The sequence below is a fragment of the Mesorhizobium sp. M0052 genome (assembly GCF_040323255.1).
Taxonomy (GTDB): domain Bacteria; phylum Pseudomonadota; class Alphaproteobacteria; order Rhizobiales; family Rhizobiaceae; genus Mesorhizobium.
Genome location: NZ_JAMYUS010000027.1, coordinates 58,841 through 80,461 on the forward strand (window position 1 = coordinate 58,841; position 21,621 = coordinate 80,461).

General features: G+C 60.9%; 20 protein-coding genes. 5 read left to right on the forward strand and 15 right to left on the reverse strand.

Annotated features, from left to right (window positions below):
• The first annotated feature begins 309 nt into the window (after positions 1–309).
• A complete protein-coding gene (locus tag NKJ77_RS28010; RefSeq protein WP_023682459.1) occupies positions 310–1,134 on the forward strand; it encodes an SIR2 family NAD-dependent protein deacylase in 825 nt (274 codons plus the stop codon).
• Positions 1,135–1,262: 128 nt separating this feature from the next.
• Here NKJ77_RS28010 and NKJ77_RS28015 read toward each other — a convergent pair whose 3' ends face one another.
• The 3 genes from NKJ77_RS28015 to NKJ77_RS28025 form a co-directional block, all read right to left on the reverse strand.
• The gene (locus tag NKJ77_RS28015) at positions 1,263–2,330 is read right to left on the reverse strand and encodes a M42 family metallopeptidase (RefSeq protein ID WP_023832108.1); all 1,068 of its coding nucleotides are present in this window, start codon (positions 2,328–2,330) and stop codon (positions 1,263–1,265) included.
• Between the two features lie 47 nt (positions 2,331–2,377).
• Complete coding sequence (locus NKJ77_RS28020; protein ID WP_245266162.1) at positions 2,378–2,806, reverse strand: GFA family protein; 429 nt, start codon at positions 2,804–2,806, stop codon at positions 2,378–2,380.
• Between the two features lie 68 nt (positions 2,807–2,874).
• The gene (locus NKJ77_RS28025; RefSeq protein WP_023832109.1) at positions 2,875–3,486 is read right to left on the reverse strand and encodes an ATP-dependent Clp protease proteolytic subunit; all 612 of its coding nucleotides are present in this window, start codon (positions 3,484–3,486) and stop codon (positions 2,875–2,877) included.
• A gap of 445 nt (positions 3,487–3,931) precedes the next feature.
• Between NKJ77_RS28025 and NKJ77_RS28030 the strand changes: the two genes are divergently transcribed.
• Positions 3,932–5,332 (forward strand): Do family serine endopeptidase, encoded by a 1,401-nt coding sequence (locus NKJ77_RS28030; protein WP_023832110.1) that lies wholly within the window; start codon positions 3,932–3,934, stop codon positions 5,330–5,332.
• Positions 5,333–5,531: 199 nt separating this feature from the next.
• Here the strand turns inward: NKJ77_RS28030 and NKJ77_RS28035 are convergent, their stop codons facing one another.
• The 6 genes from NKJ77_RS28035 to NKJ77_RS28060 all read right to left on the reverse strand — a co-directional run bounded on the left by NKJ77_RS28035 (position 5,532) and on the right by NKJ77_RS28060 (position 12,556).
• A complete protein-coding gene (locus NKJ77_RS28035) occupies positions 5,532–6,497 on the reverse strand; it encodes an ABC transporter permease (protein WP_023672667.1) in 966 nt (321 codons plus the stop codon).
• 3 nt (positions 6,498–6,500) lie between these two features.
• The gene (locus tag NKJ77_RS28040; protein WP_023672666.1) at positions 6,501–7,505 is read right to left on the reverse strand and encodes an ABC transporter permease; all 1,005 of its coding nucleotides are present in this window, start codon (positions 7,503–7,505) and stop codon (positions 6,501–6,503) included.
• Positions 7,502–9,046, reverse strand: a complete 1,545-nt coding sequence (locus NKJ77_RS28045; protein WP_023682466.1) for a sugar ABC transporter ATP-binding protein — start codon at positions 9,044–9,046, stop codon at positions 7,502–7,504. The genes NKJ77_RS28040 and NKJ77_RS28045 overlap by 4 nt, the downstream gene beginning before the upstream one ends.
• 60 nt (positions 9,047–9,106) lie before the next feature.
• Positions 9,107–10,087 (reverse strand): ABC transporter substrate-binding protein, encoded by a 981-nt coding sequence (locus NKJ77_RS28050; RefSeq protein ID WP_023672664.1) that lies wholly within the window; start codon positions 10,085–10,087, stop codon positions 9,107–9,109.
• A gap of 103 nt (positions 10,088–10,190) precedes the next feature.
• Entirely contained in the window at positions 10,191–11,810 is a 1,620-nt protein-coding gene (locus NKJ77_RS28055) for a GMC family oxidoreductase (protein ID WP_023672663.1), read from the reverse strand.
• Positions 11,807–12,556, reverse strand: a complete 750-nt coding sequence (locus NKJ77_RS28060) for an FCD domain-containing protein (protein WP_023682469.1) — start codon at positions 12,554–12,556, stop codon at positions 11,807–11,809. Before NKJ77_RS28060 ends, NKJ77_RS28055 begins: the two co-directional genes overlap by 4 nt.
• A 187-nt stretch (positions 12,557–12,743) precedes the next feature.
• Here NKJ77_RS28060 and NKJ77_RS28065 point away from each other — a divergent pair, with 187 nt between their 5' ends.
• Complete coding sequence (locus NKJ77_RS28065) at positions 12,744–13,838, forward strand: mandelate racemase/muconate lactonizing enzyme family protein (RefSeq protein ID WP_023745094.1); 1,095 nt, start codon at positions 12,744–12,746, stop codon at positions 13,836–13,838.
• A 292-nt stretch (positions 13,839–14,130) separates the two neighbouring features.
• On the forward strand, positions 14,131–14,703 hold the full coding sequence (locus NKJ77_RS28070; RefSeq protein WP_196814988.1) for a hypothetical protein: 573 nt from the start codon (positions 14,131–14,133) through the stop codon (positions 14,701–14,703).
• 457 nt (positions 14,704–15,160) lie between these two features.
• Here NKJ77_RS28070 and NKJ77_RS28075 read toward each other — a convergent pair whose 3' ends face one another.
• The 6 genes from NKJ77_RS28075 to NKJ77_RS28100 form a co-directional block, all read right to left on the reverse strand.
• On the reverse strand, positions 15,161–15,898 hold the full coding sequence (locus tag NKJ77_RS28075; RefSeq protein WP_245260122.1) for an SDR family NAD(P)-dependent oxidoreductase: 738 nt from the start codon (positions 15,896–15,898) through the stop codon (positions 15,161–15,163).
• Between the two features lie 70 nt (positions 15,899–15,968).
• On the reverse strand, positions 15,969–16,466 hold the full coding sequence (locus NKJ77_RS28080) for a 2,4'-dihydroxyacetophenone dioxygenase family protein (RefSeq protein WP_023752250.1): 498 nt from the start codon (positions 16,464–16,466) through the stop codon (positions 15,969–15,971).
• Between the two features lie 203 nt (positions 16,467–16,669).
• Positions 16,670–17,437: an NADH dehydrogenase ubiquinone Fe-S protein 4 gene (locus NKJ77_RS28085; RefSeq protein ID WP_023714224.1), complete on the reverse strand. Its 768-nt coding sequence runs from the start codon at positions 17,435–17,437 to the stop codon at positions 16,670–16,672.
• Between the two features lie 70 nt (positions 17,438–17,507).
• Positions 17,508–18,017 (reverse strand): Hsp20/alpha crystallin family protein, encoded by a 510-nt coding sequence (locus tag NKJ77_RS28090; RefSeq protein WP_023714223.1) that lies wholly within the window; start codon positions 18,015–18,017, stop codon positions 17,508–17,510.
• A 74-nt stretch (positions 18,018–18,091) separates the two neighbouring features.
• A complete protein-coding gene (locus NKJ77_RS28095) occupies positions 18,092–18,568 on the reverse strand; it encodes an Hsp20 family protein (protein ID WP_023824891.1) in 477 nt (158 codons plus the stop codon).
• A gap of 240 nt (positions 18,569–18,808) precedes the next feature.
• Positions 18,809–19,192 (reverse strand): hypothetical protein, encoded by a 384-nt coding sequence (locus tag NKJ77_RS28100; RefSeq protein WP_245261294.1) that lies wholly within the window; start codon positions 19,190–19,192, stop codon positions 18,809–18,811.
• Between the two features lie 1,621 nt (positions 19,193–20,813).
• Here NKJ77_RS28100 and NKJ77_RS28105 point away from each other — a divergent pair.
• A complete protein-coding gene (locus NKJ77_RS28105) occupies positions 20,814–21,227 on the forward strand; it encodes a hypothetical protein (protein WP_352536080.1) in 414 nt (137 codons plus the stop codon).
• Positions 21,228–21,621 lie beyond the last annotated feature (394 nt).

The following is a 21,621-nucleotide window of genomic DNA, read 5'->3' on the forward strand; positions in this document are numbered from 1 at the left end:
GCGAAACTCGATAGAGCTTTGCGCAATATGGCTGGCGCAGAACTGAATCATCGTGGCCAGTAAACCGCAACAGCGCCGGTTCCAGTTCACAGCCAGTGTCCTCGCAGCCGCTACCTCGGTTCGGGTGGCAAGCGGCTCGGCAGGACTGCAAGGGCCGCCCCCTCTGGGCTGGCTGGTGCGTGGTCGATCCGATTTAGTCGATGAGGGCGGAGCACGCTGGCTCGAATTGGGGAGCCACGTCCACGATCCCCGCACCGGGGCACGCACCTTTAGGTCCGGCCCACGCGAGTGGCTTCGGAGGACCTATCCATGAACGATGATGATCCTATAAATTCGCTCGCCAATGCAATTCGTCATCGCAGCGCAATTTTGTTTGTGGGGGCGGGGGTATCGATCAGCGTCGGACTTCCGTCTTGGGAGAAGCTCATCGAGCGAATGGCAAAGGAGCTCGGCGTCGACGATGAATTTTCCACGCGACGCGATCGTTTTCAGACCTTGGCCGAATACTATCGGATCAAGCATGGCAGCATCGGACCACTTCGCAGTTGGATGGACAGAAACTGGTCTGTCGCCAAGGAACGGATCGAGAAATCGGAATTGCACCGTCTCATCGTGACGCTCGATTTTCCCGTCATCTATACGACGAACTATGACCGGAACCTGGAACTCGCTTTTGAAATCCACGGTCGAGAGTACGTGAAAGTGGCCAACGCACGGCACGTTGCGCAGGCCCGTCGAGGCATAACGCACATCGTGAAATTTCACGGCGACTTTGACGAGGACTCTTCCCTTGTCCTCACCGAAACCGACTATCTTGACCGCCTGTCCTTCAATTCTCCCCTTGATGTCCGCTTTCGTTCCGATGCTCTCGGCAGCACGATCCTGTTCATTGGCTATAGCCTCTCCGATCCAAACATCAGGCTGCTGTTGCACCGGCTTTGGCAGACCTGGCACCGGTCTGGATATGAGAAAGATCGTCCCCCTTCGTTCATCTTCATGCCCAGCCGCAACCCTGTGGAGGAGGCCGTGCTTGGGCGCTGGGGTATTTCGGTGCTCGTTGGCGCAGGTGATGATCCTGAAGCCGGTCTGACGGATTTCCTCAGGCGTTTGGTGGAAGCGGTGGCGGTGACCTGAGGCGCGCTCCCTGGTGGACTGCAGTCGGGTTTTCTCAGGTGCGCGGCGACCGACGCACCAGGCGGTAGCCGACAGGCGCCAGATCGGCGACTGTTGGAGCCACGACTTCCACAATCAATCCCGCCGCCTCATCTTGGCGTGAAGTCGATCTCCGGCGTCAATTGCCGGCAATATGCACAAACCAGGTCAATCGTCGTTTGCACATCATCCAGGCAAACAACTTCCGACGGGGTATGCATGTAACGCAAAGGCACGGAGAGCACCCCACTTGCGACGCCGCCTCGGTTCTGCTGCATGACACGCGCGTCGGTAGGGCTTGAGCTGCCCACCGCCTGAAGCTGATAAGGTAGGCCCTCTTTCTCGGCCACCGACTTCAGCAGATTGAACACCACCGGGTTGGTGTTCGCGCCTTGAGTGATTGCCGGCCCTTTCCCAAGGTCCAGTTTGCCCTGATCCTCGGCGCGAGCGCGCGGATAGTCCATTGCCACGCCCATATCAATTGCGAGGCCGGTTCGAGGTGCGATGTTGAACGCTGAGGTCATCGCGCCTCGGGAACCAATTTCCTCTTGAACCGTACCCAGGATATAGAGGCCCACGCCGGGGTGAGCGCCTCCCTCCTCGGAGAGGCAGCGCAGCACCTCGGCGCCGATGAGGAGGCCGACCTTGTTGTCGAACGCTCGTCCGACAGCAAGGTTGCCCTGTAGCGCCGCAAACTCGCCATGGATCGTGACCGCGCTGCCGACCTCTACGACCTTCAACGCTTCCTCTCGCGAACTCGCGCCGATATCGATCCATAGTTCCATCAGCGAGGGAGTTTGAGACGTGTCAGAGGCTTTGAAGGTCTGGATTGCTTTGCGACCCACGACGCCCAGGATCGGCTCCTTGCCATGCACCCAGACACGCTGGCCGATTTCAGTGGCAACATCCGTTCCACCTATGGTGCTGAAGAAAAGAAAGCCGTCATCGTCGATGTAATGGACGATGAAGCCGACCTCATCCATGTGCCCGGCATACATGAAGCGCATAGACGCCTCAGGATTGATGATCGCTGTGACATTGCCCATGACGTCCGTCGTCAACCTGTGGGCATACGGACGAACATACTCGCGGAAAAGCTCCGCTACGGGTTGCTCAAACCCGCTCGGCGACGGGGTCGCCACAATTTCCTTCAAGAACTTGAGTGATTCATCGCGCATCAAGCTGACTTTCACGGTTCACGGGGTGGAGGGCCATTCGAGCATGGTCATACTCGTCGGGCTTCGCGCCAATTTTGGCCTTCTTCGGTGCGATCGCCCGCGAATTGGTCAGCCCAAGGCAGGTTGTGGAGCCAGGCTTCGCGCCGGGGGGTCCAAAGCTCGTATGTCGGGAGAAGGTCGTTTGGCGCATCATCGAGAGTGCCGGTCATGATCTCGGCTTCGTCGTCGCGGAGATTCACCACGCGCGACCCGCATGCCGGACAAAAACCTCTGCCGTTGAACGCTGCAAGCTCGCCCTTGCACTGGTAAGCCGACCGCGGCCACACGGCAAAGGCACTGTAGGTGCTGCCGCTGGTTCGCTTGCAATCCTGGCAATGACACAAGCCAACGCGCAACGGCGCGCCGGTAACAACATACCTCACAGACCCGCAAAGACAGCCGCCGGTCCGCTCCATCTTGTCAACCTCGTCGTTCATGGTCGCCGCCGACATGAGTGAGGCAAGCGTGTTGGACTCCGCTCTGCTGTTTGCATCGAGGCATCAAGTTAATGGGCAATGTCTTCAACAAGGCCTAGCTCCAAAGCTCTTGCTGCCATCAGGTAGCAGCTGTTCAGGGCATGGTCGCGCAGCTCTTCCAGCGATGTTCGAGAACCTTGGACGAGATCGGCGAACCCTTCATTCTCGAGTCGCTCTGCCGTTTCCAACAGCGCAAGTTGTTCGCGAACGATCTGAAGACAGCTTCGAATTGGTCCATTCAGAACCAAGTCTTTCTCAAGCCTTCTTTCATGAATCAGCAGGACTGCTTGCGGGCAAAGGAACCTGCAGGCTTTCGGGAATGCGGCAAGGACCGTTACCCCGGCAGAGTAAACCGTATTCTTGCCAATGATGTAGCCGTTGCGGCCCGAGTGTTTCAGAAAAAGTTTGAACTCTAGAGCTAGACGTCGCGCGCCGTCGGCGTCGCCTCCGGGCGTGTCGATTTCAACGTAGAGAGCGTCTTCCCCGGAACGCACGGCTTTCAAATCGTCCAAGGCTTTGGTGACGACAGTGTCATCAATCAAGCCGTGTATACGCAAGTTTGGATCGAACAAAAGCCGGTGAAGGTCTGGAGCGGGCGGCGGGGAGACGGTGTGTTCGGCAGACTGGGGCAACAGGTCCATATAGGCATCCTCATTATGGGGGCCGAACTTAGTTGGTACCCTTTTGTTCCCTTGAGGGAGTTCGAGCGGTGGTGATCACAGCCGCGTCTCTCGGCGGCTGTGGAGCTCCCTCTTTCATTGCAGATCCTTTTCGCACCAGGCCCGGTAGAGGCACCTCAGCCGCTAGGTTGGCTCCATGGGCATATCGGGCATTTGCCGGAGCTGACGCAGTCGCTTTGCTGATTTCTGCCACGTCCGGGACCAGTCCTGTGGACGGTTCAACTCGACGGCCTCAATGGTTCCCGGCTGCTGCCTTCCGGACCCCCGCGGTCGGGCTATTTTTCCTGGCCGTGCCATTTTTCCGGGGGGCTGAAACAAACAGCTTTGTTGGCAGTTCTAGCGTCCGGAGCACCGGCTCCGCGCGGCGCGGCCGAGCGGCCGGGGCTGTCCGGCAGGAGGTCCAGCAATGTCTCACGATATGCAAAGACGATTTGCAACGCGCTTGATCGCGATTGCGCTGATGCTCTCGGCCAGTGGCGTGGCGCCTGTCCTGGCCCAGGATACCCCGACCGACTTCACAGCGATCATCCAGCAGAAATTGCCGGCCGTGGTCGCGATCACGACCCGGGAGGTTGTCCAGGACCAGACGACGGCGGGCGACTTTACAAGTCCGTTCGACGGCCAGGGCCTCGGACCCGTTCAGCCGCAGGTGAGGGAGGCGCTTGGCTCCGGATTTGTGATCAGTGCCGACGGCTACATCGTCACCAACAACCATGTCGTTGCCGATGCGACAGAGATCCATGTCGTATTTTCCGACAAGGAAACGGCGCCGGCGCAATTGGTCGGCCGTGACCCCGCCACCGATATAGCGGTGCTGAAGGTCGACCCGCGGCCCAACATGACCACGACCAAATGGGGCGACTCGGATGCAATGCAGCCGGGCGCATGGACAATCGCGATCGGCAGTCCCTTCGGGCTCGGAGGGACAGTCACTGTCGGCGTCCTTTCGGCCCGCTCGCGAGACATTCAAGCCGGGCCGTACGACGATTTTCTCCAGACGGACGCGTCGATCAACCGAGGCAACTCGGGCGGTCCGCTGTTCAACGCACGTGGCGAGGTGATCGGCGTCAACACCGCCATTGTCTCGCCGTCGGGCGGCAGCATCGGAATCGGGTTTGCGGTGCCATCGCGTACCGCCCAGAGCATCGCCGACCAGTTGATCCGAACCGGCCGGATCGAGCGCGGCTTCATCGGGGTCCGCCTGCAGGACATCACGCCGTCGCTGGCTGAGGCCCTCGGGCTTAAGGATGACAAGGGCGCGCTGGTTGCTTCGGTTGAGCCCGGCAGCCCGGCGGAGAAAGCCGGCTTGAAGCCGGGTGACGTGATCACCCGGTTCAACGGCAAAGGCATTGAGGGTGTCCATGACCTCACGCTTGCGACGGCTAGCCAGAAGCCTGGCAGCAAGGCCACTCTGACACGGAGTAACGGCGGCAAGGACCAGGAGATCGCGCTTGTCATCGGTGAGCGCAAGGATGCGGAGGTGAAGACCGGCGCTGTTCCCGACAAGAAGTCGGCGGCAGAAGGCCTCGGCCTATCGCTCAGCCCGATTCCGGATCAGGCGCGTCAGCAGCTCGGCATCAAATCAGGAACGACCGGCGTCTTCGTCGTGGAAGTGGTTCCCGATGGCCTTGCCGCCCGGAGCGGATTGCAGCCGGGCGATGTCATCATATCGGCCAACGATCGCCGCGTGACGGAGCCTTCGGATATCGTCGAGGAGTGGGCGAACTCTCGCCGGCAGAGCAAGCCCATCCTGTTTCGGCTGGAAAGGCAGGGGCAGTCCGTGTTCGTGGCGGTCGCCGGGAAATGACCGTCTCCAGGACGGCCATGTGACTGCACCACGATCCGCTTGCGGATCCGCTCCAAAGGCGCCGGAGCCCAGGTGCAACGGGGAAGCATCGCCGCAGAAAGTTTGCGGGATGCGCTCATTGGCCAGGCGCGCAACGCGCACTTATTCTGCAGCGTCAGAGCTCTTTTGAGCTCGTCGTGCTCGAGTGTGCTCGCCATCCTCAGGCAGTTTCGCGCCTTGCCGTAAGCCGTGCCTGGAGAAGGACGACGACGAGCAAAAACAGCCCGCGGATCACCGACTGCCAGTAGGCTGACAGCGAAATCCAACCCATGCCGTTTTCGAAGTTCAGGACGTTGAAAAGGATCCCGAGCAAGAGCACGCCGGCCAGCGTGGTCAACACCGAGCCCGAGCCGCCGGTCAGCAGCGTCCCGCCCACGACCACGGCTGCGATGGCAAACAGCTCCCAGCCGACGCCCTCGATCGGCTGGCCTGCGCCGAACTGAGAAGCGAGGACGACGCCGGCGAGCCCGGCCAGGCACCCGCTTGCGACATAGACGAGAAATTTGACGCGGTCAGTGCGCAGCCCCATCAGCCGCGAGGCATCCTCGCCGCCGCCGATGGCCAGCACCGTCCGTCCCGTGCTGGTGTAGTTCAGGACCACTGAGCCGACGGCATAGGCAACCAGGGCGATGACTGCCGGAATCGGGAAAATCCAGAAATTCCCTTGGCCGATGGCGGTGAAACCCGAATCGTAAGACACCGAAACGGTCTGGTTGCCGGCCAGAAGCAGCGCCGAGCCGCTTGCGGCCAGCATGGTGGCAAGCGTGGCGATGAAAGGCATCAGGTTGCCGCGCGTAACCAGGAGCGCGTTGATCAGCCCGGCTGCTAGGCCGGCGCCAACGCCCGCTGCAAGGCCTGCCACGATGCCGTGCGGGCTCGCCAGGGCCGACGCGACGCTGCCCAAGGCGGCGACGGAGCCGACGGACAGGTCTATGCCGCCGGTCATGATCACGAAGCACATGCCGAGCGCGACGAGCGCGAACATCGAGTTGTAGCGCAGAACACTCATCACGTTGAAGAGGCCGAGGAAGCGGTCGTAACGCAGGAATCCGAACAGGACGAGGGCTGCAAGCGCGATGACGACACCATAGGTGCCGATGATGCGAACCAGTCTGGCGCTGTTCATGAATTACCCCCGGTGTTGCTGCTGCAGCCAGACGGCGAATGCGATGATGCCGGCCTTGACGACGAGCGCAGCGGCGTCGGGCACGCCATTTGCAAGCAGCGTGTAGCGCACCAACTGGATGGTCAGAGCGCCCAGCAGGGTGCCGATGATTGTGGCCTTTCCACCACTCAACAGCGTGCCGCCCACCGCGACCGCCGCGATGGCGTCGAGTTCCATGCCCAGCCCGACGAGATTGGCGTCGCTGGAGGAGTTGATCGCAATGACGACGAGACCGGCTAGCCCCGCGCACAGGCCGCTGATCGCATAGACGGCGAGCTTGATCCTCGATACGGCGATGCCGGCGAGTTCAGAGGCCTTTTCATTGCCGCCGACCGCCAGGATGCTTCGCCCGAACACTGTGCGGTGAAGGGCCCAAGCGGCCGCCGCAACCAGCACGGCCATGATGATGACCTGCGCGGGAATGCCGAGCGGGCGGGCAAGTCCGATCCACTGGAATTGCGGCACGCGGAAGGTCTGCAGATTGCCGTTGGTCATGACCTGCGCGATCCCGCGCCCGGCGATGAACAGCACGAGCGTTGCGACGATCGGTTGGATGCGGAAGCGCGAGACCAACCAGCCGTTGAACAACCCGAACAGGCCGGCGACGAAGATCGAGGCAACCATCGCGACGGCTACCGCCAGACAGATGTTTCCGACCGGGAAGATCGTGCCCATGAAGATCATCGGCGCCAATGCGCCGGAGATCGCCATCAGCGAACCAACCGACAGGTCGATGCCGCCGGTGGCGATCACCAGGGTCATCCCCACCGCGACGATCACAATCGTGCAGACCTGGGTTAGGTTGACGTTGAGTGTCTGCAGCGTCGCGAAATTGCGCGTATAGGCAAGGTTGAAGACCACCAGCAGCACAAGCGCGATCACCGTGCCGTAGCGCGCCAGGAAACCGAACACATCAAAGCGGCGGTTTCCAGCGTCGTTGGCTGCGGATGGTGTGGCCAGATCGCTCACGCTGCCTCCTTCGCCGCGCCGCCATGCGCCATCGCCGCGAGCACGTCCTCCTCGTTGGCTGCCTGGCCTTCCAGTTCGGCCACCCTCACTCCTTCGCGCAGCACGAATATGCGGTCGGCTCCTTCCATCACTTCCTCGAGTTCCGAGGAGATCATCAGCACGCCGAGCCCGTCATCGGCAAGCTTGCGGATGAGGCGCTGGATCTCGGCCTTGGCCCCGACATCGATGCCGCGCGTCGGCTCATCGAGAATGAGCAGCTTCGGGTTCATTGCCAGCCAGCGGGCAAGCAGCACCTTTTGCTGGTTGCCGCCCGACAACTCGCGGACCTTCTGGTTAGGCCCCGAGCATTTGATGTCGAGTTCACGAATGAAGCGCTCGACGATCTCCTTCTGCCGGGCCTCGTTCAGGATGCCATTGCGGCTGATTTTCGGCAGCAGTGCCAGTGTTATGTTCTCCGCGACGGTCATTTCCGGCACGATGCCCTCGGCCTTGCGGTCCTCAGTGCAGAAGCCCATCCCTGCGGCGATGGCGTCAGCGGCACGTGCGGGATGGTAGGACGCGCCCTCCATCGTCATCTCGCCTGCGCTCCGGCGGTCGGCGCCGAATACGAGGCGGGCTGTTTCGGTGCGGCCGGCGCCGAGCAAGCCGGCAAAGCCGGCGATCTCGCCGCGGCGCAGGTCGAAGCTCACGTCACGCACTAACTGGCCGGCCGCCAGCCCTTGCGCGGTAAACAGCACATCACCGATCCTCGACCGATCGCGTTCACCGAACGCGGTCGCATGGCCTTCGACGGCTGCGACGTCGCGGCCGAGCATGGCCGCGACCAGCTCCAGCTTGCCGATGTCGCTCATCGCCGCGCTTCGCACCGTGCGGCCGTCACGCATGATCGTGACCCGGTCGCAGACCTCATACAACTCGTCGAGCTTGTGGCTGACGAACAGAACGGAGACGCCGTCGGCCTTGAGCTGACGGATAACGCTGAACAAGACCGAGACTTCACGCTCGTCCAGCGAGGAGGTCGGCTCATCCATGATCACGAGGCGGGCGGAAAAGCCGATGGCGCGGGCGATCGCCACCATCTGCTGCGTGGCGGTGTTGAAATCGCTGAGCGGGCGGCGCACGTCGATGCCGATCGAGAAGCGGCTGAGCAGGCGCTCGGCTTCCGCATGCATCGCGCTCCAGTCGAGCAGGCCGCGGCGGCGCTTCTCGCGTCCAAGGCAGATGTTCTCGGTCACCGAGCGCAGCGGTACGAGATTGATCTCCTGGTAGATGGTGCTGATGCCGCTGACCTGCGCCTGATGCGGAGACCCAACTTCGAACGGCTTCCGTTCGAACAGCACCTGCCCCGCATCCCGGCGGTAATAGCCGGTGAGCACCTTGATAAGTGTCGATTTGCCCGCACCGTTCTGGCCGATGAGTGCGTGGATCTCGCCCGGAAGCACCTGGAGCGAGGCATCGGCCAGGGCAGGGATGCCGGCAAAACGCTTCTGGATGTCACGCATGTCCAGGAGCAGCGCGGCTTGGTCCGGCTGAGCGGTCATCGTCAAACTCCCAAACCCTACCCGCCGAAGCGGGTAGGGCAACTGGAAAGAAAGTGGATATCAGAACGCAATATCGAAGTCTTTCTTCGCGTTCGTGGCGTCGAAGAAGGCATCCTCGTTCTTGATGAACGGCGGGATCTTCTTGCCGGCCGCATAGTCGGCCATCGTTGCGAAGGCCTTCGGCCCGAACAGCGGGCTGCAAGCGCAGATAGCGCCGATCTTGCCGTCAATGATCGCCTGGACGCCTTCCTTCTCGCCGTCGATCGACAAGATCAGCACATCCTTGCCCGGGGTCTTGCCGGCTGCTTCCAAAGCGGCGATGGCGCCTAGCGCCATCTCATCATTATGCGCGTAGATGATATCCGCATCAGGGTGCGCCTGAAGCAGCGTCTCGGCGACCTGCCGGCCCTTGTCACGGGCGAAGTCGCCGGACTGCGATGCCAGGATGGTGAACTGCGAGTGCTTGGCGATGAAATCGTCGAAGCCTTTCTTGCGGTCGGTAGCGGCCGAGGCTCCGGTCGTGCCTTCCAGCTCGATGATTTTCGACTTGCCATTGGCGTTCTTGACCAGCCATTCGCCGACGCGGGTCGCCTCCTCGATGAAATCCGAACCGATGAAGCAGACATAATCCTCGCCCGGCTTGGCCATGGTGTGATCAACGTCGCGGTCGACCAGAAACACCGGTATGCCGGCATCGCGCGCGGCAAGAATGACCGGCACCAGGGGCTTGTCTTCGCGGGGCGGCAGGAAGATTGCGTCGACGCCCTGCGCGATCATCGAGTTCACGTCGGAGGCCTGCTTGGCCGACGAACCGGCGGCATCCGTGTAGACCAGCTGATGGCCGAGCTTGGCGGCTTCGTCCTGCATGCTCTTGGTCTCGGCAAGGCGCCACGGATTGTTGCTTTCCGTCTGGGCGAAACCGACCTTGTACTTGTCCTTCTTGGCGAGTGGCGGGAGCGCCGCGAAGGCGCGTGAGCCGAGTGTCAGCGCGACCGCGCCGGCGGCGGAGCCAACCAGTAGTTTTCGACGGGTAATGATCATGCTCTTTCCTCCTTTATTGTCGCTTTCAGCGACTGTGTAATTTCCTCACGATATCGGCCCAGACGGCTTCGGCGATGACGCCGTCGGCAAGCTGGATCCGGCGCTATGCCGCCTCCAAAATAAAGTCGGCGCAGCGGTCGCCCAGCATCATGGCGGGCGCCGCCGTATTGCCGGCATTGATGTTGGGGCAGGCCGACATGTCGGCAACCCGCAGATTGTCTATTCCGCGCACGCGCAGCGCCGCGTCCAGCACCGCCATCCGGTCGCTGTCCGAGCCCATCCGGCATGTCCCGGCCGGATGGTAGTTGGTCTTCACAAAGCGCTTGCAATGCTTTGTCATGGCTTCGTCGCTGAGATCATCCTGGCTTGGCACGGCAATGGCCTTGACCCGATCGGCGAGCGGCTTGGTCTGAAAAACCTGCAGGAAATAACGCTGGCCGGAGATCATTTCCCTCATGTCGTCGGGATGTTTAAGGAGGTTCGGCGAAACGATCGGCATGTCCTTCGGATCCGCCGAACGCAGCCTCACGAAACCGCGCGACTTTGGCTTCACCACCACTGTCGTCACGGTAAGCCCATAGGTGTTCTCGACCAAGGTCAGGATATCGCGGTCCAGATAGACGTGCGGTACGCAGAAGGCCTGGATCGTCGGTTCGCCCTCGGGATCGGCCGGATTGACGAAGGCTCCGGCCTCCACCCCCGCTGACAGGATCGTGCCGGTGCCGAAGAGCTTGAAATGCAGGCCGTTCCTGATCATCCTCCAGCCTTGGCCCTGCCTGAAATAGCCGTATGGGCCGTTTGCGGTGGCGATGATCGGCACCTCCGGATGGTCGATCAGGTTTTCGCCGACCCCGGGCAGGTCGGCGACGCAGGAAATGCCGTGCCCGGCAAGCGCCTCGGCGGGGCCGATGCCGGACAGCATGAGCAGTTTCGGCGAGACGAGGGCACCGGACGAGACGATCACGTCGGCATCTGCATGGACGGTATGCTCGGCGCCCGACGCATCCGAATAGACGACGCCGGTGACCCGACCGTTTTCGATCAGCAGCCGGCTGACTGTGCAATTGAGTTTCAGCGTCAGCTTGGGATCATTCGTCAGCGGCTCGATGAAGGCATAGGCGGCGCTGCTGCGCTTTCCCCGCCGGTTCATGAACTGGTAGAAGCCGACCCCGCGCTGCGACGGTCCGTTGAAGTCATGGTTGTACGGCAATCCAAGGCCTTGGACGGCCTGGACGAACCAACGGGAAACATCATCGATGTGGCCTGGATCCGAGACCAGCAGCGGACCTTCGCTGCCATGCAGTTCGCCGCCGAGGCGGTTGTTTCCCTCCATGCCGGTGAAATGCGGCAGCACCGCCTGCCAGTTCCAGCGCACGCCGGCATTGTTGCCGCGCAGCAGTTCGTCCCACTCCTCATAATCGGCCGAGCGGCCTCGCATGTAGACCTGGGCGTTGACCGAGGTGCCGCCGCCCAGCACGTTGCCTTGCGAGATTTCATGGACGCGGCCGTCGAGATGGGCCTGCGGCTCGGTGCGGTGATAGCGCATGAATTTCGAGCCGTTGATCATCTTGAAGATGCCGGGCGGCATGTCGAGCAAGGGATGATGATGGGAATGGCCGGCCTCCAGCAGCAGGGTTCGCCGTCCCGCTTTGACAAGCCTTGCCGCCGCGACGCAGCCGGCTGCTCCGCCGCCCACCACGATATGGTCGTAGGACTGCGTCATGCTTCCGGCGCCTCACGGCTTTCGAATGTACCGCGGACATACTCCCAGGCCGCCGAGAGGTGGTTGAGCAGCGCCCGCTCGGCGCCGTCAGGATCTCGCTCAATGATGGCCGTGCAGATTTCACGATGGCTGAGGAAATTCACGCGGTTGCGCTCGGGCGACCGTGGCATGCGCATCCAATGCGGCGACAGCCATGCGGTAAATGCCTTGTGCACGACAGGCAGCACCGGGTTGCGCGCGATGTCATAGAGCGCTGCGTGGAACGCCACGTCCGTCGCATAGAATTTCTCGGAATCCGGGATGGCCGCCTCGTTCATCGCCAGCGCCGCCCTCAGGGCTGTGACGTCATCCTTGCGGGCATGGATGGCGGCGTTGCGCGCCAGCGACGCCTCGAGGAAGACGCGCATGTCGTAGAGGTTCTTCACGCCCGCCTGGTCGCTCAGCAGATGTCCTACAATGCCGTCGAGGGCGCCGAGCGCGGCATCCAGGCCAGGCCGGCGCGCCACGGGCCGGAACCGCGGACGCGCTTCCACCAGGCCGCGGCTGGCCAGGCGCGCAATCGCCTCACGCACAACGCCCCGGCCGACACCATACTCGATCATCAGTTCGCGCTCGGCCGGCAGGTAGCTGCCGTCGCCAAGCCTTCCGGACGTGATGTCGGCCTCTATGCCGGCCACCATCGCGTCGGCCGCGCGGGCGGCGAGAATAGCCGCGGGCATCTCAGGACGCTCTTCCGTATCCAGCAAGCCTTTTCCTCCCAGATGGTCCTGTTATTAGAAGGTAAATCGGACCAAAGCACAAGCGGTTTGATGCTTTTGTAGGACCAAAAATGACAGACTGGCTTCAGAATCGCTGAAAGATCAACCACATTGTTGCTAGTCAGCGCTGCCGGTGCAATTATGGTCCGATGAAAAAACCTGAATGGAGCGCAGCATGAGCCGCACCGAAATCAAGGAAGTCGAGACCCGGCTGTTCCGGGTCCCACTGCGTGAGGTGATGACCGATGCCAAGCACGGCGCGCACACGCATTTCGAGCTGGTCACCGTCACGCTGAGGCTTGCCGACGGCACCGAGGGCACAGGCTACACCTACACCGGCGGCAGGGGCGGCTATGCGATCAAGGCAATGATCGATCACGACCTCGCGCCGTTCCTCAAGGCTCGCGACACGACGCAGATCGACACGATTTACGACGGCATGCTCTGGCACATCCACTATGTCGGGCGCGGCGGCATCGCTTCTTTCGCGATTTCGGCGATCGACATCGCGTTGTGGGACCTCAAGGGCCGGCGTAGCGGCCTGCCGCTTTGGCAGATGGCGGGCGGGGCCGGGAAGAGCGCCAAGGCCTATCGCGGCGGCATCGACCTAAACTTTACCCTCGATCAGCTTTTGGCCAGCATCGATTCCTATCTCAATGGCGGCTTCACCGGGGTGAAGATCAAGGTCGGCAAGGACGACCTGGCCGAGGATGTGGCCCGGGTGAAGGCAGTTCGCGAGCGCATAGGACCTCATGTCACCTTTATGGTTGACGCTAACTACGCGCTCGACGTCCCGCGAGCGATCGAGGCAGCGAGAGCATTCGCCGCCTACGATCTGCTGTGGTTCGAGGAGCCCATCATACCCGACGACTATGAGGGTTACGCCAGCATTGCCAAGGCGACCGGAATGCCCCTGGCAATGGGAGAAAACCTGCATGTCATCGAGGAGTTCGAGCATGCCTTCGCTTGGTCGAATCTCAGCTACATCCAACCCGACGCCTCCAACTGCGGCGGGGTCACAGGCTGGCTGCGCGTGGCGGCGCTCTCACGCAAGGCTGGCATTCCGGTCTGCAGTCACGGGATGCAGGAACTTCATGTCAGTCTCGTTGCAGGTCAGACAAATGCCGGCTGGGTGGAGGCGCATAGTTTCGATATTGACCTTTACACCACCGAGCCGCTTAGGCTTCAGGATGGTTTGGCGATAGCACCCGACGAGCCTGGAGTGGGCGTTGTCTTCGACTGGCGCAAATTGGCGGATTTTCGCCAATAGCGCCCCCTGAACGGCGGCACGGCCGCATGCATTTTGTCCGGATCCTGATTCCTCGTTCCGGCAACGCGGAGAGCCCTTCGACAGGAAGACTTCGACCGTCTGAAGAACGAATTCGCCGCCGCCGCAGCCAGCGGGCATACCGCTTATCGGATGCCACACTTACATTTGTAATTGCAGCGACGCTTCACCGGCTTTAACTCACGCGATCATAGCAGCGACACGACAAATGCAGGCGGCCGCCCGAACACCGGCAGAAGCTGCAAGCATTGGGTGCGCCTGCAGGGAGGCGGCGATGGTTGCAACGCGTACGGACACTGCGCATGCGGTTATGGAGGACTTCATTCTATCGCGGCACCGCTCACTGGTCCGCGAAGTTGGATTTTACGAGGCTATGAGTCAAACCCGACAAGCGATCGCCGCATCGCGCGAGGTGCTGAGGCGCTTTCGCGAACGTCAGGGCGACGACACTGCTCGAGCAAAGAATGCAGACCGTGGTCCTGTCGCCGTGTCAGCCTTCGATGCCGACATCATACGCGCTGCATGCCGAGATCTGATCGCGGAGATGAACGTGCCCGAGTGTCAATGGCGCGAGCTGGCGCGAAGTCTGGTGCGCGAATTCGTGGCCTGCGAGGAGACCGAAGCCGGTTTGGTGGATTGGATCGTCCGCCGGCCAGCGATGACGAAGACGGACGAGGCCGGCCGACCGGAGCCAGCCGGCGAGGCGGCGAATGAGCCAGGAGTCAGTCGACCGCAATCAACGCGAGCAAGCAGATCTCCCGGCGACTTGTTGCGCCGAACTGCGGTGGTCCCAGGATCGGAAACTTTGGCGAGCGGCTTGGACACATCTGATCCTCCTCGTTTTTAGGCGTCCGGCCCCGTGTCCGCATTCGGAGACGAATGCGTCCAGCCGACTGTCTAAGGCAGACGGCGACGGCCATGTCGCGTTGCTCCCGGCCTTCGCTCACAAAGGAGCCCAAGCCGGACGCCAACCAGGCTGCATTAGGCCAATGGGAACAATTTGCGCGGGCCGAGCTTGGGCTAGCGTCGTACAGAGGTGCAAGTATGCAAGATAATTTTGACCGAGCTTCATCCGTCGCGGAGGTTGCGGAATCATTCGTGAGATCCCGGAGGCCGTTCTCTGTCGTATCGACCCGGGATGCGGTCACGATTGTCAGGAAACAGGCAGCTTTTTGCGAGCATACGGATGGCGAGCTTGCGGAGTTGGTGGCGGCAATTGCGGTCAGGCATGGTCGATTGGTCGCGTTCGATCTTGATCTCGACGACACAGGCTTGGAGATCGGTCGCGCAGCATAGCCAACGCCTCACGCAATGAGATAGCCACCGTCAACCGGCAAAATTGCCCCAGTGATGAATCCCGCGAGCGGCGAACACAAGAACAAGGCGGGGCCGGTCAGGTCGCCCGGCGTACCCCAGCGACCCATCGGAGTGCGTTTCATCAATTCCGCGTTGCGAGCTGGATCGGCCCGTGGCGCGGCGGTCATGGCGGTCTCGATCCAGCCAGGCGCCAATGCGTTTACGCGGATGCCATCCCCGGCATAGGCGATGGCGAGCGACTTGGTAAGTTGCACGATGGCGCCCTTGGATGCGGCGTAAGCCGGCGCATGAGCCGCGCCGAAAAACGCGAACATCGAGGCGATGTTGACGATGGCGCCCCCGTTCGAGAGTGCCCCTCGGAACGCGCTCGCACTCCGCATGGAGCCGGTGAGATTGATATCGACCACCGTTTCGAAACCCTGGACAGTGAATTCGGCGGCGCGCAGGTTTACCCCTGCGCAATTTACGAGCGCTGCAACGGATGTGAACTGACTGGAATATCCTTCGACCGCAGTCATGTCCCGGACGTCGAGTACTGAATACGAGACGGGGGTGCCGCATGCACGAGCGGCCGCTACCTCGGCGGCCGTGGCCCCCGTCGCGTGGACGATTGCCCCGGCCCCGGCGAACGCCATGGCGATGCCGTTTCCGATGCCTGTCGTGCCTCCGGTAATGACGACGGTCTTGCCCGCGAAGAAGGGCATCGCCCATATGGAATCGGTCACCAAGATCTCCTCGTTTCGCCTCTGTGGCGGAGCGCGAACTTACCGCAGCGGAAGACAAACGGGCGGATGTCTACCGCACGAATTGATCGACGAAATCGTCCCCGAGACCCACGCTCGCATAGTGGCTTCTGCACATGTCGATCTTGGTGAAAACGTCCTCGAAACCAATCTGCTTGTTATCCTTGTCCAGGTAAACCATGCAGCCGGAGATGTTGAAGAAGGTGATCATCTCGGGCACGTCGCTTGGGACCGTGAGCGTGTGGATTTCACCGGGCGGCTCGAAAACGTAAGATCCGGTCTCTGCCACCCAGTCGTGTTCAAGGTAGTGCCAACGCCCCTTGATCACATAGCCATGCACGGGGGCCGGATGCAGATGACGGCTTAATATCCCGGCCCGGCGTACGCGGAGCAGATTGCACCACTGGCCTTGCATTGTGTTGAGCATAAGTGGTCGGAACCACACGCCCTTAGCCTGTGGGACCCAGACACGCTCGTCTTCGGGGACGGCAGCGATCGCGATCTCTTTCGGTGCCAGGGGATGGGCGGAGCCGTTGAAGGATTGATACATAGGAACCTCTGTCGCCAATTCATTGGAGTCCATATCAGCGCGATCCTAACAACTGGGCCGAGTTCTGCCGAGGCGCAATCGGGCGCCCACGCATTGGGAAAGTTGTCGGCGCGCGCCCGCCCGCTGCCGCGACCGCAAGCGGGAAGGGTTTCGGGATGGTCCGTTGGGCGTCGAAGACGATCAGTGGGTTCCTTCTTGCCTTATCATGCGGCTATCCGGGAGTGCACCGGGCTGGTTCTGGTCTGGAAGCCCCGGTTTCGGACTTCCAAGGCCAGCAAGGCGAGTTCGACCTCGTCCAATCGCGACGGGCGTGCATTTTCCGGCATGCCTTCGGCGGTGGCCAGGTCGATCAGATACTCGTTCCAGGCCCAGTTCTTGAGCACGGCGCGTTTCTCGTCGGGTGCGAGCACCGGGTCGTCCACGACCTCCATCGGAGAGGCGTAGAATGTCTCGGGCTCCGAAAGCGCCGTCTGTATGTGCGCTGTCTGTGCACCGGCGCCATAGCCGTGACTTGCCTGGAGCCAAGCCAACTGCAGCCGCTGCCAAACCAGGTCGGAAAAGGCCTGTTTTTCCTCCGATACATGTTGTCTCCTGATCTTGGCCGGGGAAGCAGGAGGTGCCGCCTGCACCACGTAATTGAGGCCTTGACGCTCGGCATAACGGATCGCCGCTTCCAGCGTCGGAAAGTTCAGTTCAACCTGGGTCAGGGTGTCCCGGCCACCGGTATAGCCCATCAGCGGCTCGATGAACGGGGCTGTGCGGCGTTCGAAGACCAATCGCCAGTCCCTGTGGGGCTTTGCCGAGGTCATGGCCGAGCGGCAGGGCTGGTAGATCCGCGCCACTGCGCCCTCCGGAAACACTGACCGTCCCATTGACAAAGCCGGCCCGTCTAGACGAGGCCGATTGTCATTGTCCGGCCGGACGGACGTCTTGGTTAGGTTTCTGTTGTCGCTGCTTTGAACTGTCTCCATTGCCTGTCCCTCCCGTTATGAAGGGTCGCACGGGCAGCGGCCGTAAGGGCCGCCACCCATACTGCATCCGTCAGTTCTTCCCGTTGATTGCGATCCGCTTGGCCTTCGCCTGCGCCCGCTCGGTCTTGGGCAACGTCACGGTCAGCACCCCGTTCTTGAAGGCGGCGTTGACCTTGTCTTCTTCAACCTCGTAGCCGAGCGGAATGAGGCGCTCGAAGCGACCGTAGAAGCGCTCGGAGAACTGCCGGTCCTTGTCCTCGGTCTCGGAACGCTTCTCGCCTTTAAGCTTGAGCGCCCCATTTTCCAGCAGGACTTCTATGTCGCTCTCGTCCAGGCCAGGTATTTCCGCCGTGACGCGGACTTCCTTGTCCGTGTCGGAGATTTCGACACTCGGCCAATTGGCGGCGAAAGAGGGACCGAAGGCCGGCAGTCTGGCGCCAAAGCTGCGGAAGGCGTCATCGAACAGCCGGTTTACCTCCCGGTGGAGGGAGACGAAGGGGTCTCGATCTCCGTCGGGGAAGAGACTGGGCGCCGAGTTTCCGTTGCCCCGGCCCCATGGGATCAAGTCACGTACGCTCATTGTCTTTCTCCTTTTGTAGGTCTCTGAGTCGGGCGGGACGCCCGGCTCAAGCGAAAGCCTTCATGGTGGATTGCTCAGGCGGCCAGCTTGTCGGTCTCGACCTTGGGCGCCTCGATCTTCGGCATGGGAGCCCCGCTGGAGATTTCGATCTTGCGCGGTTTCATCTCCTGGGGAACCTCGCGCTTGAGATCGATGCTCAGCAGCCCGTTCTCAAGGCTGGCGCCCTCGACTTTGACATGATCGGCCAGTTCGAACCGACGCTCGAAAGCGCGCCCGTTGATGCCACGGTACAGATACCGGCCGTTCTCATCGCCGGATTGCGACCCGCTCACAACCAGCATGTTGGGCTGGTGGGTGACGGTCAGCTGGTCCTGCGAGAAACCGGCGACCGCCATCGTGATGCGATACTGATCATCATCAACCTTGGCGATATCGTAGGGCGGCCAGTTGTCGAACGAGGCCACACGGCTCGCACTTTCAAGCATGTCGACCATGCGGTCGAAGCCGATGCTGGACCGGTATAGAGGGGTAAAATCGAGGTTTGTCTTCATAGCCACATCCTCCTTTGAGCAACATGGACAACAGAAGGCGCCAAGAGCCTTGCCGCCTCCTGGTGTTGCCGGCCCCATTAGGCTGCCGGCGACCATCAATTTAGAATCGCGACTTACACCTTCAAGAGCAAGAATAGGAAAATTTTCATCGGCAATCTGGGCGAACGCACCAATGCCACCCCTTCCGCCGGCGGGGTCACTCGCCGACGGGTCCATGGCGCAAGAACAACGACGTCGCCCTTAAATCCGATCGACGAATGGTATGAACGCGGCCACTGCCGCGCTGTCACTGCAGTCAGGACCGGCACGCTCATCCGATTGATCCAACTGTTGCAACGCATCCATGATCGTGTCGAAGGTGACCGGTTCACCCGCTCGCGGCAGCATGCGAAGCGCTGGCACGGATTCTACGGCGCAGGCATCCGATGCCCATGACGAAAGAATGGCGCGCTTCTCCTGAGCGTCCAGGGCAACATCGGCCAAAACGTCGTGGGGATGTTTGAAATGCCGCGCCGGATGCAGCAAGCGGTCCAGAAAAACGTCAGGGGCCCACGGGTTCAATCGATGCAAAATAGCTCGAAATGGGTCCTTCCATGGATGGTCCTCCGCTTCAGACAATCTCATGCGTGTTTGGCGGCTCTCGCCAGCGGCTGTCGATCACGACCAGGCAGATCATCCAGGAACGACGCTCAACGACTTTCCCTAGGTGATGTCGATACCGAGACTCATCGTCCGGCACCCTGGGCGGCTCGATCACGACCGAAGCGAACGAGCCGTTCGCGATCGAGGGTGGCGATGCTGCACTTCCCCAGATGTTCGGAGCATAGCGAGGGCTGCGGCCTTGGAGCGGCGAGGGGACTTGCCTACATCGCACATGTCGTCGATATGGAGGTCGATGAGTTCGCCGAAGGCTTCAGGCGCGCTAACAGGGCTTTGTCGGCGTCTCACTGCGATCGACTTGGTGTCGGTGCCCCGGCGCCGCGCGACGTCGCGTTGCAGGAAGGTCTCGCTGACGCAGCGTGTGCGGCAGGTTCTAAGGTTATGATGTTAAACAGATGCTGAAAAATCAAGAGCATAGAGTGGCCGTGGCCCCGATGATGGATGGGGCAGATAACTGAATAAAATCAAATAGTTACTGGAGTTCGTGTGCAAAAATAGCACACGAAAGTTCTGCTTCTCTTCTTTTTTCGTTCCTACGATGGAGCCGCCGACAGCCCCATTGGACGTTCTTTTGCCGACGATATTGCGTCGTAATAGTCGTTTGAATACAAACAATCCGACAGGTCCATATCGCAGCTTTATACGCTAAGGGATTCTTGGATCAGCCGAAGCAGGCCCATATCCTGGAAGGAGTCGATGCCATCCAGATCCGGTCTTGCCTCGGCATTTACCCGGGCTTTCCTGCCAATGTCGGTTTTGCGCTCATCCTTTCCTGCACACGTCGATGCGGCCTTGCCGGCGCCGCGCACCCGCTTATCTCCAGGCGGCTGGCAGGTCCCCAACATGTCCTCGATGTGCCGCGAACGAGCCGCGGCCGCCAGCAAGGGTCGAAGGGATTCTAAGAAGCATTTTGCGCAGCAGATCTTTCAGGGTAAGGTCTGGAAGGAATACGACTGCACCGAAGCCCTTAGCCGCTCGCGTGCGTTGTAGATGAGTGCGGATCTCGTCGGTGGCGCGTTCGCCAACGTTGTCTCAGATTTAGAACACGGCGACAGCGGCAAGGATCAACAGAACTATTCGCATGATCTGCGCCTCGGTAACGTGGTTTGCCCACGGCGCCTTAGGCGAGTTGAAGGTTTCGGCCCGAGTCCGCGCGCATCCTCAACACCAGCAGGCGCGTCGCTGCGAATGGCGTCAAAACAATAAGCGCCATCGTGGTGTTGACTAAGAGCGACAGCAAACAGATCGAGCTTTGGGCGTAGCAAACGGATTCCATGACGTTCCCCTTTTACACCGTTACTGGTGGCCCCCGTGCGGCAAGAATGATCCTGGTTCACGAGAAATACAAGCAGTTGCTAATACGTTGATATTTCCCCTAGGGTTGGGGCAACGATGCGAAATCGACGCCGGTCAGTTGTTTGGATAGCGATTGCCCTTGTCCTGGCAGCGTTGGCGATCACGGCGGCGATCATTGGCTTTCAGAATTTACGGCGCGCGTCACCGATCATGGTCTTGGCTGTCTCGTCCTTTAATACTGGCGGGCTCGTCCCTGGCCCCACGGCTAAGGCGCCCTCGAAAAACCTCGGTGCTGTTGCTGCCGGTCGGGATATCTGGCTCGAAGTCTCATGGAAATTTAGTCGGGGAGTTGCGGACGCTGGATACCGTCACTGTGGGCGACCTTCCGGCAAGGCGCCTGGTGCGCAGTCATGATGTGCCCTCAAGCGCCAATTCCGAGATCTGGTTCATATCAGCCGGCAGCGGCGACATATTGGAAAACACAACGTCGACCGACATCGGGTTCACTTTTGATGGCGGCAACCCGTCTGTCACGGCGCAGATTTACAGAGTGGCTGGAGCTTCTGAGATACCTGCCTCGACAGCTGCAGAAAGCGGCGACAGGATTACCATCACCATTCCAGCCGATGGCATCGCTTTTATCTCGCTCATCGCTTCCGGCACCACCTCCGGGTCCATGAGCAAATGTCACCGAAGATTTTAGTGCCCTTTGTGGAAAGGATTTCCTTGGCATCCATGCATCAACAGGTTCGACTCCGCTGAATCAGAGACTGCTACGTTTTCGGGAAACTCAACGGCAGATTTTGCTGCTGTCGCACTTCAGCTGGCCGCAGCGAGATAGCTAACCAGCCAGCGCCATTCCAAAGCCAACGCCTAGGCCGACAGCGAGGCCAAGGAACAGCTTGGCGGCAAGATCGAGGGCGAAGGCGCGGACTGGGCGCCACACGTCTGAGTGGGGCTCTCTGAGGGCGTTGGCGATATCATCGAACACCTTTTCCATGGAATGATTCTAAGATGTTTAGTCCCAAGGTTTGATGGGTTGGATCGAGCCTGAATCGTTCGGGCTCTTTTGTCCAGATTTTGCAGATGTATTCAAA

Excerpts from the sequence above, each read along its gene's own strand:
- NKJ77_RS28010 (WP_023682459.1), top strand. The coding sequence starts at position 310 with ATGAACGATGATGATCCTATAAATTCGCTCGCCAATGCAATTCGTCAT.
- NKJ77_RS28015 (WP_023832108.1), bottom strand. The coding sequence starts at position 2,330 with ATGCGCGATGAATCACTCAAGTTCTTGAAGGAAATTGTGGCGACCCCG.
- NKJ77_RS28020 (WP_245266162.1), bottom strand. The coding sequence starts at position 2,806 with ATGAACGACGAGGTTGACAAGATGGAGCGGACCGGCGGCTGTCTTTGC.
- NKJ77_RS28025 (WP_023832109.1), bottom strand. The coding sequence starts at position 3,486 with ATGGACCTGTTGCCCCAGTCTGCCGAACACACCGTCTCCCCGCCGCCC.
- NKJ77_RS28030 (WP_023832110.1), top strand. The coding sequence starts at position 3,932 with ATGTCTCACGATATGCAAAGACGATTTGCAACGCGCTTGATCGCGATT.
- NKJ77_RS28035 (WP_023672667.1), bottom strand. The coding sequence starts at position 6,497 with ATGAACAGCGCCAGACTGGTTCGCATCATCGGCACCTATGGTGTCGTC.
- NKJ77_RS28045 (WP_023682466.1), bottom strand. The coding sequence starts at position 9,046 with ATGACCGCTCAGCCGGACCAAGCCGCGCTGCTCCTGGACATGCGTGAC.
- NKJ77_RS28050 (WP_023672664.1), bottom strand. The coding sequence starts at position 10,087 with ATGATCATTACCCGTCGAAAACTACTGGTTGGCTCCGCCGCCGGCGCG.
- NKJ77_RS28055 (WP_023672663.1), bottom strand. The coding sequence starts at position 11,810 with ATGACGCAGTCCTACGACCATATCGTGGTGGGCGGCGGAGCAGCCGGC.
- NKJ77_RS28065 (WP_023745094.1), top strand. The coding sequence starts at position 12,744 with ATGAGCCGCACCGAAATCAAGGAAGTCGAGACCCGGCTGTTCCGGGTC.
- NKJ77_RS28070 (WP_196814988.1), top strand. The coding sequence starts at position 14,131 with ATGGTTGCAACGCGTACGGACACTGCGCATGCGGTTATGGAGGACTTC.
- NKJ77_RS28080 (WP_023752250.1), bottom strand. The coding sequence starts at position 16,466 with ATGTATCAATCCTTCAACGGCTCCGCCCATCCCCTGGCACCGAAAGAG.
- NKJ77_RS28085 (WP_023714224.1), bottom strand. The coding sequence starts at position 17,437 with ATGGAGACAGTTCAAAGCAGCGACAACAGAAACCTAACCAAGACGTCC.
- NKJ77_RS28090 (WP_023714223.1), bottom strand. The coding sequence starts at position 18,017 with ATGAGCGTACGTGACTTGATCCCATGGGGCCGGGGCAACGGAAACTCG.
- NKJ77_RS28095 (WP_023824891.1), bottom strand. The coding sequence starts at position 18,568 with ATGAAGACAAACCTCGATTTTACCCCTCTATACCGGTCCAGCATCGGC.
- NKJ77_RS28100 (WP_245261294.1), bottom strand. The coding sequence starts at position 19,192 with ATGAGATTGTCTGAAGCGGAGGACCATCCATGGAAGGACCCATTTCGA.